An 18,309-nucleotide genomic window follows, 5' to 3' on the forward strand; every position below is an offset into this window, starting at 1 on the left:
TCATTAATTCAAAATCCCCCTCCGCTTAAAGCTGAGGGGGATTTTTTATGTGCGGAAGATTAAAAATATAAAAAATAAACGAATCAATCGTCTAATTGAGGTTTAGGAATTATCAAGAGGAAAAAATAAATACAAAAAAGAGAAGAGCCTAGAATACGCCGATAAATTATACATAAATAGATTTATATAAATTAAAAATTATGTGAAATATCTAGCATTTATCAAAGAATTCGAAGAAGTGCAAATCGTTTCGCGTCATTTTCATACAACTTTAGTCTAATTTTTTCAAAAAAAGCCGTTTCAATTGTTTTATTTATAGACAAAAACTGAATTATGATTCATTTTATATAAAAGTGAATTTGGATTCACTTTTTATAATAAAGCTCACAATTGGAGGTGAGGGAAAAATGACAGCGACAACAATGAATGTAAATGCTGTAATCGATCAGGCTAAATTTAAGCCTTTTCATTTAACGGTTGTTTTGTGGTGCTTATTCGTCGTCTTGTTTGACGGTTATGATTTGGCAATTAACGGTGTGGCTTTACCGCTTTTAATGAAAGAGTGGGGCATGACGGCTGTTCAAGCGGGAATGCTGGCCAGTACTGCCTTAGCAGGCATGATGTTTGGTGCAATGTTATTTGGGATGTTGGCTGATAAAATTGGACGTAAAAAAGTTATTATTATCTGTGTCACGTTGTTCAGTGGGTTCACTTTTGCGGGTGGCTTTGCATCAAACCCGACTGAATTTGGTATTTTACGCTTTATAGCAGGTCTTGGGATCGGTGGTGTATTACCGAACTTGGTTGCTTTAACTTCGGAATATGCGCCGCAGAAGTTTCGTAGTACCTTGGTGACCGCGATGTTTAGTGGTTATGCGATGGGTGGGATTATGGCAGCACTGCTAGGTGTTGCGTTTACGCCAACCTTCGGCTGGAAGATCATGTTTTTCATTGCGGGTATTCCATTACTGTTTATTCCGATTTTATGGAAATTCTTACCTGAATCAGTCACTTTTTTAGTGAAAGACCAGCAAACAGAAAAGGCACGCAGTATTATTCAACGTCTGGTGCCTGAAGAGACTGTAACTTCAGATACTGTTTTAGTCTTAAACGAAGCCAAAGTCCCTGATGCATCTGTCGCTGCCCTGTTTAAAAATGGTCGTGCTACGGGTACAGTTCTATTTTGGTGCTGCTTTTTCATGTGCTTATTGATGGTTTATGCCTTAGGAAGCTGGTTACCAAAACTGATGATGGCTGCGGGTTATTCGATGGGTAGTAGTTTAATGTTCCTACTATCTTTGAACATTGGCGCGGTGATTGGCACTGCAGGTGGTGGCATACTCGCAGATCGTTTCCACTTGAAACCTGTCATTATTAGCATGTTGACTATCGGGGCATTTGCACTGGTGGGTTTAGGCTTTAATTCACCACAACCTGTAATTTATTTATTGGTTGCACTTGCAGGAGCCGCTTCGATTGGTTGTAGTATTCTGCTATATAGTTATGTGGCGCAATATTATCCATTGGCTGTTCGTTCAACAGGTTTAGGTTGGGCATCGGGGGTTGGCCGTGTTGGTGCAATCGTAGGGCCAATTGTAATTGGTGTATTGTTGGGCATGGAATTACCACATAAGTTGAATTTTATTGCTGTGGCGATCCCAGCGGTACTCGCTGCGATAGCAGTTTCTTTTATCCGTTTAAATAGTGCTGAAGAAGCAGTTAAAACTCAGGTGAAAGTTTCAAGTTCAATCAAAGCATCTTCTTAATCAAACCCTAAAAAAATAAAAGGCTCTCATTTTGAGGGCCTTTATTTTTTCAAAATAGGTGTACAGTTGGATGGTATTTGGTCGTATTTGAAGGAGAGTGCTATGCTAAAGGCAGCTTTAAATAGGGCAGTACAATAACAATGATCAAGCAGCAGAAAAAACTCGAACCTGAGCAAAGTGAGAGTTTATTAAACACCTTAGAACAGCGGTTTCAACAGCATACTGAACGTCATATGCAAATTAGTTGGGTAGTTGTCCGCGAAAAACTTTTGCAGTCTCCTGAAAAGCTATATGCGTTACAACACATGGAAATGAGTGGTGGTGAGCCTGATGTTGTGGTTTTACCGAAGACACAAAATGTGTATTTTTTTGATTGTTCAATTGAGTCACCGAAGGGGCGACGGAGCATGTGTTATGACCGAGAGGCACTATTGAGTCGTAAGGACCATCCGCCTGAAAATACAGTGTTAGATTGGGTACAGGCGTATGGCTTAAGCCTAATGACTGAGCCACAGTATTATGCCTTACAGCAGATCTTTAATTTTGACTTGAAAACATCCAGTTGGGTTGAAACTCCAGCCGAATTACGCCAGCAAGGCGGGGCAATCTTTTGTGATCAGCGCTATGGTCGTACGTTTACCTATCATAATGGCGCTGCCTCGTACTATGCGAGTCGAGGATTTCGGACTTATATTCAGCTTTAGCTGTGGAATAGAGAAAAAAAGAAACCCCGACATCCTGTCGAGGTTTCTTTGTATTTCAGTGCTTAGATACAACTCCTGTCATATCTCACATCCTGATGCTCAAACTGATTATTGTTGTTTTAAGTTTGGGAAACGTCCTGTTTCCTGATGATTTAAATATACATGGCGGTGGCTGTTGTTCATACAGCATTTTAACCACGCTATTTGTAAGCCTAAGCTGACAAAAGTGAATGGCTTATATAATTTTTGCTTACTGCTTTAAATCAGCATCGTTTAAATAGCCTGATCAATACTGGATTGGTCTAGTGAAACTGATGATGCTCTATGCAATGACTGGCTTTGATGGTTTCTCTTTTAAATCTATCGCATCATTGACCTATCGCAGTTGTAAATACGACTACGCTGTAAGTGCAGAACAATATTAAAAAGTTTTATGCATGCATGTAATGTTTATCAGAAATATGATCAATCTTTCTCAATGGAGTGAATATTTGAATAAAAATGTGAAAAGTAATGTTTTTATGCAGGAGGGTGATAGCTTTAGCGTCTTTTACATTGATTTTTTCAGTAGGTTGAGCATCGATGCCGGATCCTCAAATTTTATGCAGTAAAATAGGCGTGATAAATCATTCCAAAAAGTTTGTTAATTTATAACTAATTTTGTACAATAAATAAGCTGATTAATTGAACGGTTGAATCAGCACACATTATAAAAATGGAATATTTGAAGCAGAAATTACAGAATATTTTTATAAAAGTGAGTATTGTTGAACCATATAAAAGGGAAGTTTAATCGACACACTTTAACCAAGGTTTTGTGAAAACTCCTCTGTTTGTCATTTAGAACCTTGCACCCAAAAGGTCGAAGCTAAATCAAACACTCAAGATTAATATTAAATGGTTCTTTTTTGTTGCGAGATAACCAAATAAAAAGCAATTAAAAGGGACCTAGGTTTAGGTGTTTTATGTCAGGAACTCGTGAAAACTGGACATCACGATCTGGTTTTATTATTGCAGCTGTAGGTTCGGCTGTAGGTTTAGGTAATATTTGGCGTTTCCCTTATGTTGCTTATGAAAATGGTGGCGGTGCCTTTCTTATTCCTTATTTATTGGCGTTAATTACCGCTGGTTTACCCCTGTTATTTTTAGATTATGCAACAGGACACCGTAGTTCGGGGTCACCACCTAAAGCCTATCGGGCTTTGTTTAAAGGCGGTGAAACGCTAGGTTGGTGGCAAGTCTGTGTGTGTATCATCATTGGTTTGTACTATGCCAGCGTACTGACGTGGGCGGGAAGCTATGTTTACTTCTCGATTGGTCAGGCATGGGGCAGTGATCCTGAAAGTTTCTTCTTTAATACCTACTTACAAACTTCGAAAGCAACAGGGTTCGATTTTCAGTTTGTGAGCCATTTATTTTGGCCAATCGTGGGAATTTGGGCACTGACCCTAATTATTCTGTTTGGTGGGGTTAAAAAAGGTGTTGAATTATCGAATAAGATTTTCATGCCTTTGCTATTCGTTTTATTCACCATTTTAGTAGTGCAATCACTTCGTTTACCAGGTGCAGCAGAAGGCTTGAATGCATTCTTTACACCGAACTGGTCTGCGATGATGGACTATAAAGTGTGGTTGGCGGCGTATGGTCATACCTTCTTCTCGCTTTCCGTGGGTTTCGGGATCATGGTGACTTATGCATCTTACTTAAAGCCAAAGACCAACTTGACTGGTTCGGGGTTGATCGTTGGTTTTGCCAATGCTTCAACTGAAATTTTGGCGGGTATTGGTATTTTTGCTGCATTGGGCTTTATGGCGCATACCGCAGGCAAAGAAGTTCAAGATGTAGTGAGTGGTGGTATCGGTCTGGCATTTATTGCTTTCCCTAAAATTATTTCAAGTCTTGGTGCGGGTGCTGATTTATTCGGTCTATTGTTCTTCTCATCATTATTTGTTGCAGGTATTTCTTCCATGGTCAGTATCTTGGAAGTTCCAATTGCAGCGATGCAGGATAAGTTAAAATGGAGCCGTAAAAAAGCAGTTACCATTATTGGCGGTGGTAGTGCACTGGTTTCAGTGATCTTATTCTCAAGTGTGAATGCGATTAAACTGGTAGATATCGTGGATCACTTTATCAATAACATCGGGATTATCGGTGGTGCATTATTGTCGATTATCAGTGTGGCTTGGTTTAAGCGTTCTGCATTGATTGAGCTTCGTGATCATGTGAACCGTATTTCAACGGTTCAATTGGGCAAAGGCTGGGCATTTACTTTAACCGTCATCACCTCCTTGATCTTATTAACGACCTTGAGCATGACCGTATTTAACTTACTGAAAAATGGTTACGATAGTTATAGTATGAGTCTACAGGGTGTATTTGGATGGGGCAGCGTGATTTTCTGTGCTGTTGTTGCAATCGTACTCAGTAAAATGAAAGATCGCTAGGAGAGCATAAATGAATACTTCAGCAATCGTGATGATGATCATTTCAATGGTGTTTTTATGGGGTGGACTTGTGTTGTCTATTCTCCACTTGATGAAAAACCCTGAAGAACTCGATGAGGTTCTTGAAGAAGTGAAAGACCAGCATACGTTGTAATACTGGATTTAAAGTTTAGTCGCCCTGAAATAGGTATCTACTTATTAAAAAACGCCCAATGAGCTTCATTGGGCGTTTTTTTAACGAGGGTGTAGTGAGCTATCGCACATCAGCGCTATACAACAATGCTTCGATAAGTTTTTTTTTTGATGAGTTGATTTGGATCAATTTGGCTTGAAATAAATAAGAATTCATACGGCCAGAAAGAACAAAAAGTATCCTGTACAAATTTTATCTAATAAATATGCAATCACAATAACAACTATGATACAAAATGGTATAGAATTGTGACACAGTTTGTACTTTTGCTGGCTAATTCATATGAAAATTAACAAAAAGAAATTTTCTGCTCTGTCGTTTTTATTTTTTTTTTCATTAGAAGCACATGCATTTCCACAACCGGGAAGCTATATTTCTAACGTTGCATCTGGGGACTATACCGATGAGATGGGGAATGTTTTATTGGTCAATTCCAATCCCGTGGCATTGGAAGTGCAAAAAACATACTCACTGACTTTAGTACAAAATCAAAACCAATATGGTGTGGTCGGTGGGGCGGTGAATCTACCACATGTCTTAACCAATACAGGTAATACTGCTGATCGATATACATTGGGTTTAGTGCAAAGTAGTACGGATAATTTTGATTTAAGTAATGTGAAGGTCTATGCAGACCGCGATCAAAATGGTTTACCTGATAATACTGAAGACTTATTGGTCGGTTCAATTGAGCTCAATGCGGGTCAATCTTTAGCTGTTGTGATTGTGGGCAGTATCCCCATCAATGTCTCTTTTAATCAGCTCAGTAGTTTAGACCTCAAAGCTGTGAGCCAGCAAAATGCTACGCTTTCTGCACAAGTTACAGATACGATTCGCGTTGTAGATGATGCTGTGATTTCTCTCGTTAAAGCGCAAAGTGCAAGTGAAGGCAATATTGGGGATTTGATTACCTATACTTTGACCTATCGAAATACAGGGACAGCAACACGTCGTGTCGTGCTGCAAGATGTGTTGGATGATTCTTTAGAATACGTATCCGGGTCGGCAGTTTGGAATCAGAATAGCACTGCACTCACCGATGCAAATGATACAGAAGGATCTGCCAATACGGGAATTTCCTATCAACTTAAACCTGATGGGAAGAGTCTAGAAGCCAGTATTACGGCTGTTGCACCACTCACATCAGGCACACTAGCTTTTAAAGCCAAAGTGAAACAAGGTGCGGTCAATAAAATTCCAAACACGGCAGGTTTTGTACAATACGATACAGATAACACTACGGTAAAACTGAGCAGTTTCTCCAATACCGTGATTTACAATTTGGCTGCTGTTTATGGGGTGGTTTTAAATAATAAATCCAGTTCAGCAACGAACCTTGGTAACCCGAATAGCAGTCCCGATAACCTAGTGGTTCAAGCCAGTTTAAAACCAGGGCAAGAGGTTTTCTTTAATAACTATGTTTGGAACATCGGCAATACCACAGATACTTATAATTTAAGTTATAGCTCAAGCAATCTGCCTAGCTGTGCCAAAGTTAATTTTTACACGCAGGATGGAAAAACTTTACTTACGGATACCAATGGTGACGGTAAAGTCGACACAGGTTCGATTTCAAATGCGGCGGTCAAACAAATTCAGGTTGGGGTATCAGCCTCTACAGGCTGTACCAGCAGTGTCAGCAATATCAATATTGATGTGGTTGCAACATCCATTGCTTCAAGTACAGCCTCTGACCCAATTCGTAACCAAATTACAGTTTTGACTGCTGCATCCAGCAGCAGTGATTTATATAATGCTGACCAATCCGGTTTAGGCGTGGGGATTGTGGATAACGCCGGTCAACCATTACGTACGGTTAAAGTTACTTCAGGTAAAGCGGTTTTTCCTTTGGTGGCAAAGAATAATTCAACCCAAGCCAACAACTATAATTTGTATGCATCCTTTAGCGCGATCGATGTAACCAATATTGCGCTCACCGCTAAAACGGGTTTTAGCGTCAAATTTTATGAAGGTGATGCAAGCTGTCAAACGGTGGGTAAGCAAATTACAAATACGGGAACCTTAGGTGCAGGAGCAAGCAAGACATATTGTGCAGTGATTGATGTTGACGCAAGCCAACAGAATTTTACAACACCGATTTGGTTTGCGATTCAATCACCGGTTAATCAACAAGCGGACTCGATTAAGAACCAAATTGAAAGCAATGTCGCACGCTTAGTCGCCCTAACTAATGATCAGCAGGGTCAGGTAAGTGTGGGCGGCACGATTGTCTACGCGCATACTTTAAAGAATTTGGGCAATATGGCAGAGGGTGCAAACGCAGGTTCTCAAGTGAATTTGAAAGTTGTACCACTTAGAAATGATGGCTTTGTTTATACCCTTTATTATGATGCGAATAAAAATGGTCAGATTGATAGTGCAGACCAAATTATTGGCGCAACAACCAGTTTAAATCAGCTTTTGGGTAGTGCGGGCTTATTGGCGCAGGCTGATATTCAACTTTTACTTAAAGTTCAGGCGGCTCCTTCTGCAACAGAAGGTGTGGTGAGTCAGGCTGATATCGTGGTTGAAGTGTCTGATTTTAATGGCATTCATTTAGATAACTTAAAAAATACAGATGTGACCACGGTTGCAACGGGGCATTTACAGTTAGTTAAAACACAAGCAGCGAATAGTAGCTGTACCACCACTAATTTAGCAGCTTTGAGCTATTCCACCCAGTTGGTTTCGGTCAAGCCAAATCAATGTGTGGTGTATAAGCTGACACTTAAAAATGATGGTGGTTCAGTGGTGAAGAATGTGCAGTTTAATGATGTTGTTCCAGCTTATACCAGCATAGTAGGAACGCCTGTAATTGTTCCGTCAGGTACAAATTTATCTTCTGGTGACAAAGTTTCTGCTTTGGTGAGCAGTTTAGATCCAAACCAAGAAGCCAATTTCTACTTTGTTATTCGTGTTAACCCTTAAGAGTAGGCTCGGAAAATGTTTGCAGAAAAGAAAATGATTCGAAATATGCGTATTGCCATGCTGAGCTTGTTGGGGGCAACAGCATCGACTTGGGTTTTTGCTGATGCTCTGGTCATCAGTAACATGGCTGTGGGTGAATACAAAGAAGAAGGCTCTACCGTGGTTCAAGTGGCACGTTCCAACTTGGTTCAAACCACGGTGATTCCTGTTTATAACCTCAGTTTGAAAGATAACCGAACGGAATATGTGCGTCCAGGGCAGGCGGTCTATTATCACCATGTTCTAACCAATACTGGGAACGAACGCGATCTTTATAATTTGTTGGGCAGTCAAATTGCAGGGGGGAGTTTTACCCATAGTAATATTGAAATTTATTTAGATGCCGATCGAAATGGTGTTGCAGACAATAATACTCCGATTAGCCAATATAGCTTAAATGCTGGAGAGACGGTTGCACTGATTATTAAAGCCATTATTCCTTCATCAGCAGCCGTAAATAGCTCCAGTCAGATTCAACTCACAGCGACCTCTACACAACAACCCAGTCTGACTCAAAATAACATTGATACATCTCGCATCACGGATCAGGCAGTTTTAAATTTAACCAAGAGTTTTGATAAAACAACCGTCGTGAATGGGGATATCGCAACCGTCCGTTTAACCTATTTCAATAATGGTAATAACAGCGGTGTAGTCAATATCAGCGACCTGTTGGATACCTCGCAGTTGACGTATGTCACGGGTAATGAAAACTGGAATGGGCAAGCACTGAATTCTGCGACTGGCAGTAATGATCCAATAGGCATCAATTATTACCTCGATACGGATGGTAAAACCATTCGCGCACAAATCACCAATGTCCCTGCGAATGCGCAAGGCTATATTGAGTTCCGTGTTCGGGTTGCTCGTACTGCACCCGGTGAAATTCCCAACTTGGCGAATATGGATTACGACCATGACGGTCTTTCCACCACTGCAAATTTAACTACACAGTCGAACACTGCGGTGTTAAGCATTAAGCCGATTTATGGGGTGGTGATTAATGCTGATGCAAGTAGTGTAAGTGGTAATGATCTATTAACTAAACCTGCTGTGAGTAGTGGCGGATCGGTTCTATTTGAAAACTATGTTTGGAATACAGGAACGGTGGCTGATCGGTTTAATTTAACTTTTAACAGCCATAATTTACCGACAGGTAGTGTATTGGAATTCTATCGTGCAGATGGAGTCACACCACTGTTTGATAGTAATAACGACGGTATTGTTGATACGGGAATGCTAGATGCAGGCGCTAAACTTCCGATAATTGTGAAAGTCACGTTCCCCGCAGACTATATAGATACAGCCAATACCACGTATAACATTGTGCCTAAAGCACAGTCGATTTTAGACAGTACCAAAACAGATACGGTACAAGATAGGACTTCTCTTACTCAAAGTACAGCCTCTCGTTTGGTTGATCTGATCAATAGCCCTGAAACTACAGCAAATGGTACAGGAAATGGCAACGTATCGAATGGAAGTTCGCCGTGGAAAACTTTAGCTGGGGTGAATAACCAAACAGTAGTGTTCCCGCTCACGGTACGTCATACGGGTCAAGCGACGACATATAGTTTTAGTGCCGATGCTGATAATAATTTTGCGACGGTCGCATTGCCTACTGAAATTAGTTCAGTTCGTTATTTTTCGACATCGACAACAAACTGTTCGGTGCTTGGAGCTGAAATTGCTTCAACTCGATTGTTGAATAATGGCGAATCACAGCTCTATTGTGCCGTGGTTGAAATTCGGGCCGATGCCAAGACCACAACGCAACCGATTCCAATTTATTTTAAAGTGGCTTCGTCTAATTTGACGACCTCAGCACCAAATAATGCTTATGACGTTATTCAGAATGCAATTACGATTAGCTCAAATGCGAGTCAAGGTGGGGTGAGTTTAGAGCCTGATTTACGTGGGCAAATTGCACCAGGTGGCAGTATTGTGTATAGCCATATCTTAAAGCCGTGGGGAACATCTGTATTGTCAGCCACGGATAATTTAAGCGTTACCAATGATCGAACAGGTTTTACGACTACCCTTTATTATGATGCCAATAATGATGGGCAGTTAGATGCATCTGACCCGATTATTCAAAACTTATCTATTGTAAATACTTCTATTCTTAGCAGCAAAGCACAGATTCGTATTTTTAATAAAGTTGAGAATACCGCATATAACACGGTCGGAGTGGCGAATACCTCTGTGATTAGCCTAAAAAATAGTGCGGGTACGATATTAGACACAGCAACAGATATTACGACCATCACCAGTGCGCCCGTGCGTTTGAGCAAGTTACAAGCCAAAGATAATAATTGTGATGGCGTGGCAGATAGCGTGTATACCTCAAATGTCTTGCCGATTACACGTAATTCAGATGGGTCTGGGCAATGTGTTCTGTATCAATTAACGGTGAAAAATTTGGGTGCTTCGGCCATTGGTCGATTTAATTTTTATGACTATACGCCTGAGGCGATGGTGATGAGTAAAGCGCCAAGTTGTACAACCTGTGAAGTGGGTTCATTAACTGCACCAGCACTTGGACAGTCAGGTGCAATTAAGGGTTCAGTTGCTGCAATAAAAAGCAATGAAAGTCATAGCTTGGAGTTTGGGGTGAAATATGTGGGGAACTAAGTTAATGGGTAAAAAAAGTACTCATATCATCACGACACTCATAGGATTGATGCTTTTGTCTTTATCAAAAGCAGTTTTTGCTATTCCTACATTAGAAATTAGCTCGGGGAGTGGAACAAACTCCCAAGGACCTTCGGTAGTAGCTCAAACAAATACCTATTTATTTAATGCTAATAATCCTAATGATAATAACTTCTCAGCAACATATTTTCCTAAAACATCAGTAACTTATTCTATTGAAAATCAACAATATAATAATAATTCAAATGCATTGAAAGGGCTAGTTTTTGGTGGGAATGTTGGGGACAATACATCTTCTTCTAGTATTTTTACGAATATCGGTGCGATAGGTAGCCCTGCTAATAGTGACTTCACTGCAAACAGGGTAGACCCTGCAGGGTCAGGTATTAGTACGTCTACTAACTATGGAACTTGGCTTTTTCTTAAAACAGGTGTTTTAGATGGGAAGGTCAGCCGATACACAAAAAATAAAAATGGAGGCTTAGGGCATTACTTGGGGGATGTTGTTCTTGAGTTTAGCCGCGGTGTTAAGAACCCTGTGATTAATGTTGCTGGTTTAGGGGGGACAGCAACAGATGGGATTACTGCAAACTTAAAATTAGTTGAATATCCAGCTGGCACAACCATGTACCGTTTATCTGGACGTGGACTCACAGTATCAAATTATGAAATTAGAAATAATAGCTCGACTTACTCTTCGATCACTGGTGAGGGTGGAGCGAGTGGTAGTGTGCAAATTGCAAGTACAAGTACGATAACAAAACTCAGATTTTCTTTGTATCTAGCTTCTGATTTTGATAATTCGAACTCTTCATCTACGAGTTGGTCTAGTAGCGGGGGAGATGCATTTTCATTCAGTGCCTCCAGTATTGACTCTATGGTCGGAGACCTTGCAGTTTCTAAAACTAACAATACTACTCAAGTCTATTCTGGTGCTACGACAACATATACGGTACGCGTTAGCAATAATGGACCTGATACGTATACAGGAACACTACTTAAGGATGTGGTCGGGACAGGGTTAACAGCGACTGCAGTGGCTTGTAGTACAGTTACCAATAATAAATGTACTACTGCTCCTGCTTTAAATAGTCTGGCTTCTATTGATACAGGAAGCTTAGCTGCTGGTGAATTCTATGAAATTTTAGTCACAGCCCGTGTTGATGCGGCGGCAGGCAGTACGGTAACAAACACTGCTACAGTAGACGTACCAACATTAGGTTCTTCAACAGGGGTAAGTTGTACAACTTTAAATGCAAATGGTATTACCCGTTCGTTTAACCAAACGGCGGGCACTTGTACGACAGCAGACCAAGATACCGTATTGGCATCGGCAGATTTGGAGGTCTCAAAGGTCTCTGATAAGACTACATACAATACAGGTGAGGTCGTTAAGTATACGATTAAGGCTTGGAATAATGGTGGCTTGGCTGTGACGGATGCAGTCTTAACAGATCCTGTTCCTACTAGTCTTTCAGGCTTAAGTTGGACATGCACTAAATATGGTACAGCTGTTTGCCCAACAACTGCGAATATGGTGACTTCAGAAAGTAGTAACAGTTTAACCGCGACAGGTCTGAGTCTTCCTGCAAATGGAAAAGATGTCAATTATTTGGAGTTCACCATAACAGGTCTGGCTTATAAAGCAGGTTCAGTCGCCAATACTGTATCTATTTCTACAAGTGTTTTTGACCGTAACACGACCAATAATAATGCAACCGCAAACATGACGATTACACAGAATACGCCAATCACCACGGGCAGTTCCCAAAATCAGTGTTTATCTGGTCAAGCAGTAAATTTGGTGTCTGATACGACTTTTAGAAAGTATGATGCCGATAATACCTTGGCGGCTTTTGATAATAATCTAAAAACTGCAGGTTCGAGTCCAACAGTTCTTCCAAATACGGTGATGTATGGCACGGGTGCAAATGGTGCATTGCAATTAAAAGGTCGTTTGAGTTGGTCATATGGCTCGCCACGAAGTAATACAACAGCGGTGAACATGCGAGTACTGGTAGATGGTGTGGTTTATGCGGTATTAACTACGCCCGGTAAAAGCTCTAATTCAAGCGCTTCTTTTAATGCCTTAAATGGTGCTCAAGTTGCACAAGCGGATTATGCTTTAACGTCTTACCAAACAGATCCTGGTTCAATTAATTTTACAATTACATTGCCAACTACGGTAAGTAGTGTGAAAGTTGTTCGCACAGAATTCCAGAGTTATGCGGGTTCTGGTGTGGCAGGAGATGATATTGGTATTGGTTTAAATGAAGTGAATGCTTGTTTAAAGCCAACCTTTGAAATGAATAAAGTGTCTGAAAATGGCACCGACAGTTTCAACTTTAGTTCTTTTTCAAATTTGAGCAATGCCAATGCTGCAATCATTACCAGTGGGGAAGTGGTAACAACTGTTGTTGGTACGGCACAGTCTGTGCGCTTAAAAAATAGTGTATCACCTGTTGAGCAAGGTTCAACGGTAGCCTACGCGACCCCAAACACAGCGATTAGTTTTGCTGAATCAGCTTCAACTTTATATTCACTTAAGAGTGTGGAATGTATCGATAGCAATGCCGCTGTTTCAGGGAATAGCTCAGGTAATTTGGGAAGCTTAAGTGGACTGACTCAAACTATTCCAGCAGCAAATGTGAAATTTGCGTCTAAGTTTATCTGCCGCGTGACGAATAGTAAGAACGCAGGCTATGTGTTTTCTGGCCGAGTTTTTAATGATAACAGTGGTACAACTTCAGATACATCAAAGGCCTATAACGGCATCGTAGATACTGGTGAGTTGGGAATAGCAGGTAGTATTGTTGAGTTGCAAGATTGTAGTAGCAAAGCTATTTTGGCCTCTGCTACAAGCAATGCCAACGGTGAGTTTAGAATTCAAACATTGCAAGATGTATTTGCAGGAAGCAGTAATGTCTGTCTCGTACAACGTAATGTGACCGGCTATGATTCAGTAAGTTCTGCAAAAGCAAGTAATGTTACAGCGACAGCAGATAGCACAAATGATCAGTTTACGATTCCAAAAGCAAATAATGTCACCAGTTATGAAGGCTTCTTATTTGGAGATGCCGAGTTACAATTGGTCTTAAGCCAAAATGGACAAAAAACCATTGTGGCTGGAGATATGGTGGATTATCCGCATGAATTGACGGCTAAAAGTGTGATGAATGTGCTTAATTTAACGGAAAGTAAAGAACAGCAACCTGCCAATAATCAGCCTTGGCAGAGTTTGATTTACGTGGACAGCAACTGTAATGCGCAGTTAGATCAAGGTGAGAGTTTATTGTCGAGCCGCACCATCAAAGCCAATGAAAAAGTCTGTTTGATTCAGCGAGTGATTTCACCAACGACAGCGCAAGGTGGTGATCGGTTTATTGCGAGTTTTAAAGTCAATGGAAAAGCCACTTATAGCAGTGCTACAGCAAAAGAAAGTAATAGTGTGAATGACATTACGGCTATTGGGACAGCAGGCTTAAGTATTAGTAAATTGGTCCGTAAAACGACGGCATGCCCGGCACCAAGTAGTGAGACGACAGCATTTACTGTAGCCAATCAAGCTGTGAAAGGGGATTATTTGGAATATCAAATGACCTATATCAATAATTCAAACAAGAATTTAGTTGATGTTGTTTTAAAAGATAGTGTTCCAGTGGGTACGGTTTATGGAACAATGTCTTGTAGTGCCTCTGGTTGTCAAACTGAAGCAAATTCAGGGCAGTTGAAATGGACAATTCCTGGTGTGTTGGCACCGAAACAAAAGGGACAAGTGGGTTTCTGTGTACGGATTCCCGATTAGTTAATTTGTGATATGACAAGCTCCTTCAGTGTGATCTACATGAAGGGGCTTTTTTATTCCCCATTTTTGATATATAGGGCTGTAGTTTTCTGCATATTTACTTGAAAAATATATTAAATGATAAGCGTGGATTGAGTGATTTAAAGACAGTTATAACGTCTATTTTATCCAGATAATTCTCTCAGAAAAGCAACATTCAGGGGTTTTGAACAGCATTTAAATTTTTTCTTTCAGCTGTAATTTTTTGTATCCCTCACAAATGTTTCTGTATGTAATTTAATTTAAAATTAAAAAAATTATAAATATCATTAATTTAAATTTGTTTGTGTGATTTTTTATATCCATTCGAAACTGCTTAAGGAGAACTGGTTAACATTTTTTTTAAATAATGTATGGTTGTTTGTGTGTTTTTTGTTTAATATTGCTTTGAGATTTGTTGCATTAATTTGTAAAAAAGTGATTAGTGTCACAAAAAGTTCGCATTGGTTCGCAGTGGATAAAATCATGTTAAACAAAAATTCTATGCTGAAAAAAATGACAATTAGTTTGATGTTTGTTGGGGTTGCTGCCAGTGCGATGGCGGTAACAGCAGCGACCAATAATGAGCCTGTCTCTGTTCAGCTTAAAGCGTTCAAAAAAGTTGTAGACAATAAGGGGAATGCACAATTTAAAGCTGCAGACTCAATTAAACCGCAAGATGTGATTGAGTATCGTGCGACTTATACCAATAACACAACACGTAACATTCAAAGCTTAAAGGCGACATTACCGATTCCTGCAGATACTCAATATTTGGGTGCCAGTCTGCCTTCAGGTGCACTCGCGAGCACGGATGGTGTCAACTTTGCAGCAATACCATTAAAGAAAAAAGTAGATGGCAAATTGGTCAATATTCCATTGAAAGAATACCGCGCTTTACAGTGGCAGATTGTAGAATTACCAGCGAAAAAGTCCGTAACGGTTAGTGCACAAGCCAAAGTAAATACTGCAAACGATTAATTTCTCAATTTTACACTCATCATTCCGATGGAGTCGGGGGACTTTCATGTCTATGAATTTGAAAACAACAAAGCGAAATAACCTTTATTTGTCAATTGCGACAGTCTTAGGTGGGTTTGCTTTCTTTGCTACAGGCACCACATATGCAGCTGCACCAGCTGCGGGCACGAATATTAGTAACATTGCAACGGCATCGTATGTGGATGGTACTTCGACTACACGTACTGTCACTTCGAATGAAGTCAAAACGACTGTTTTACAAGTGGGCAGTTTCACACTTGAACAAGACCGTAGTGCGACTGCGAACCCGAACGGTGTGGTGACCCTATCACACGTCTTGACCAACACTGGTAATGGAACAGATAAGTTCACATTAAGTTTGGCAAACATCGCTGGCGATGCATTTGATTTCTCAAATATTGCGATTTATTTAGATGCCAACAAAGACGGTGTGCCTGATAACAATACCAACTTAATGGGGCAGGTTGTTACCTTAAATGCGGGTGAGTCTGCAGGTTTGGTGGTTGTGGGTACAACGGCATCAACAGCTCAAGCAAATGACTTGGGTAAATTGACTTTATCAGCTGAAAGTACCTTCATCGGTTCAAGTGATATCAAAGTTAACACTGATACAGTGAAAATTGTGGGTGGCGCGGTGATTCAAGTCACGAAGTCTGCCAATGTCACAGCTGTAACTCGTGGCGATACGGTGACTTATGAGTTGACCTATAAAAATACAGGTAATGCCGACGCAACTAATTTAACCATTGAAGATATCTTGCCAGCAGGTGTGACTTACGTTGCTGGATCAGCACGTTGGAGTGGTCAAACAGCGGCATTGACAGATGCTACTGGTGACGAAACAACAGCGAAGTACCAATATACTGCTGGTACTAAAACAGTACAGTTGGTTCTTGCTTCTGTAGCACGTAACAGTACAGGCAAACTCACTTTCCAAGTAACAGTCAATGCGAGTGCGCCAGCGGGTAAAATTACCAACATCGCAACATTTGACCCAGATGGTCCAGGCACAGAAAGCCCACAACCTACGAACCCGTATGATGTCACAGTTCAGTCGACTTATATTGGTACGATTAATGATTTAGCAACAGACCCTTACTCAGATGCTGAGGTCGCGGGTTCTAAAGATGACTTAATCTCTACCACTGCTGTTCAAGGTTCGCCGATCTTATTTGGTGCTTCAAGTTCAACTGAAGATATTTGGATTCATAACTTAGGTAATGTGACTGAGACATATAATATTAAAGTCGACAAATCTAAGCTACCGGCAGGTTCTATCGTTGAATTGTTAAAGTCAGATGGCAATACACCATTAACAGACACCAATGGTGACGCAAGTGTAGATAGTGGTCCATTGGCTTCTGGTGGTCATCTTGAAATTTCTGCACGTATTACTTTGCCAAATGGTTATACAGGTCCGATTACAGCACCTGGTCTAGATACAATCCTAACCATTACACCTGTACATGGCACTTTATCCGATAAGATTACTTTACGTATTACTGACATCACTGCTTCTAAAGTCGATTTGAGTAATGGTAAGGGTAATAAAGACTATATAGAAAATGATACTGCACTTACAGGTGAAGGCGCATATGTTGCGGCTAATATTGTAACGACAGTAACGACTAAACCAGGTGTTGCAGGAACATTCCCGATTGCTGTAACCAATGGTGGTTCAACTGCAGACAACTATAACTTTGGTACAGATCAACCATTACCATCAGGTTGGACAGTTGAGTACTTTGTTGCTGATTCAAATGGGGTGTGTTCTTCAACTAAAGTGACCAACACAGGTGCAATTCAGCCAAATGCGACGGCTTATTTCTGTGCCAAAGTAACACCTTCAGCAAATGCAACACCTGCAAATAGCCAAGATATTGTCTTCACGATTAACTCTCCTGCAACTGGCTTAACCGACAAGATGAAAGATCGTCTTGTTGTAGAAGCTGTGCGTGGACTGTCGTTCTTAGCTGATCAACAAGGTCAGGTCGCTCCAGGCGGTACTATTGTTTATAAGCATACTTTGACCAACAACGGTAACGTTGTGGAAGGTGCGGTAGTAAATAGTGTTGGTAGCACATTGCCATTCAACATTACTCACGACCCATCGAACAGTGGCTTTGTAACCTCAGTTTATGTGGACAAGAACAACGATGGTGTTGCTGACGCAAGTGAGTTGGTTACTGGCGCTGATCTTAACGCATGGTTAACAGCAACGAATGGTGCTGATGGTCTTTCTCCAAATGAAAGCGTGAGCATTTTGGTGAAAGTTGAAGCACCAAGTAATGCAACTGCAGGTCAAGCCGATCTATCTATTGTAACCATCACTCCAACAGGTGTTCTGAATAGTATTGCTGCCCCTGCAGCTGTCACTGTAACTGACAAAACTACAGTGAACATTGGTCAAGTCCGTTTGGAAAAACTACAGGCGCTTGACGATGACTGTAATGGGCTACCAAACGTTGGTAGTAACTTCGGAACATCAACGCTTCAAGCAAAACCAGGTGCTTGTATCATTTACCAAATTAAGGCGGTAAATGATGGTAACCAAGCAGTAACTAAAGTTGTGATTACGGATGCGGTGCCAAGTTATACCACTTTAGGTACAACACCAGCAGCTGCACTAGATCCTGCATCAAAAGGTACGGTATCGAATACAGCAAACAATTTGAAATCAACTGAGTTTGCTTTAGCACCTTCTGAAACGGTCACAATGAAGTTCAGTGTTAAGGTCGATGGACAATAATTAAGA

The 18,309-nt window shown here is 40.7% G+C and carries 9 protein-coding genes; all 9 read left to right on the forward strand.

Going from position 1 to position 18,309, the window contains the following annotated elements; genetic code table 11:
- The first annotated feature begins 407 nt into the window (after nt 1–407).
- The 9 genes from RR876_RS10285 to RR876_RS10325 all read left to right on the forward strand — a co-directional run bounded on the left by RR876_RS10285 (nt 408) and on the right by RR876_RS10325 (nt 18,303).
- Nucleotides 408–1,766, forward strand: a complete 1,359-nt coding sequence (locus tag RR876_RS10285; protein ID WP_332476232.1) for an MFS transporter — start codon at nt 408–410, stop codon at nt 1,764–1,766.
- Nucleotides 1,767–1,906: 140 nt separating this feature from the next.
- Nucleotides 1,907–2,470: a DUF4256 domain-containing protein gene (locus RR876_RS10290; RefSeq protein WP_332476233.1), complete on the forward strand. Its 564-nt coding sequence runs from the start codon at nt 1,907–1,909 to the stop codon at nt 2,468–2,470.
- A gap of 965 nt (nt 2,471–3,435) precedes the next feature.
- Nucleotides 3,436–4,914, forward strand: coding sequence for a sodium-dependent transporter (locus RR876_RS10295; RefSeq protein WP_279663523.1), 1,479 nt, complete (start codon nt 3,436–3,438; stop codon nt 4,912–4,914).
- A gap of 10 nt (nt 4,915–4,924) precedes the next feature.
- Nucleotides 4,925–5,068 carry a methionine/alanine import family NSS transporter small subunit gene (locus RR876_RS10300; RefSeq protein WP_081313279.1) on the forward strand — a complete coding sequence of 48 codons (144 nt, stop codon included), beginning with the start codon at nt 4,925–4,927 and terminating at the stop codon, nt 5,066–5,068.
- Between the two features lie 321 nt (nt 5,069–5,389).
- Nucleotides 5,390–8,035 carry an isopeptide-forming domain-containing fimbrial protein gene (locus RR876_RS10305; RefSeq protein ID WP_332476234.1) on the forward strand — a complete coding sequence of 882 codons (2,646 nt, stop codon included), beginning with the start codon at nt 5,390–5,392 and terminating at the stop codon, nt 8,033–8,035.
- Between the two features lie 15 nt (nt 8,036–8,050).
- A complete protein-coding gene (locus tag RR876_RS10310; protein WP_332476235.1) occupies nt 8,051–10,708 on the forward strand; it encodes a hypothetical protein in 2,658 nt (885 codons plus the stop codon).
- 55 nt (nt 10,709–10,763) lie between these two features.
- Nucleotides 10,764–14,534: a hypothetical protein gene (locus RR876_RS10315; RefSeq protein ID WP_332476236.1), complete on the forward strand. Its 3,771-nt coding sequence runs from the start codon at nt 10,764–10,766 to the stop codon at nt 14,532–14,534.
- A 504-nt stretch (nt 14,535–15,038) separates the two neighbouring features.
- Nucleotides 15,039–15,533, forward strand: coding sequence for a hypothetical protein (locus tag RR876_RS10320; RefSeq protein WP_332476237.1), 495 nt, complete (start codon nt 15,039–15,041; stop codon nt 15,531–15,533).
- Between the two features lie 46 nt (nt 15,534–15,579).
- Nucleotides 15,580–18,303 (forward strand): isopeptide-forming domain-containing fimbrial protein, encoded by a 2,724-nt coding sequence (locus tag RR876_RS10325; RefSeq protein WP_332476238.1) that lies wholly within the window; start codon nt 15,580–15,582, stop codon nt 18,301–18,303.
- Nucleotides 18,304–18,309: the final 6 nt, after the last annotated feature.

It is taken from the genome of Acinetobacter sp., from assembly GCF_036666595.1.
Classification (GTDB): domain Bacteria; phylum Pseudomonadota; class Gammaproteobacteria; order Pseudomonadales; family Moraxellaceae; genus Acinetobacter.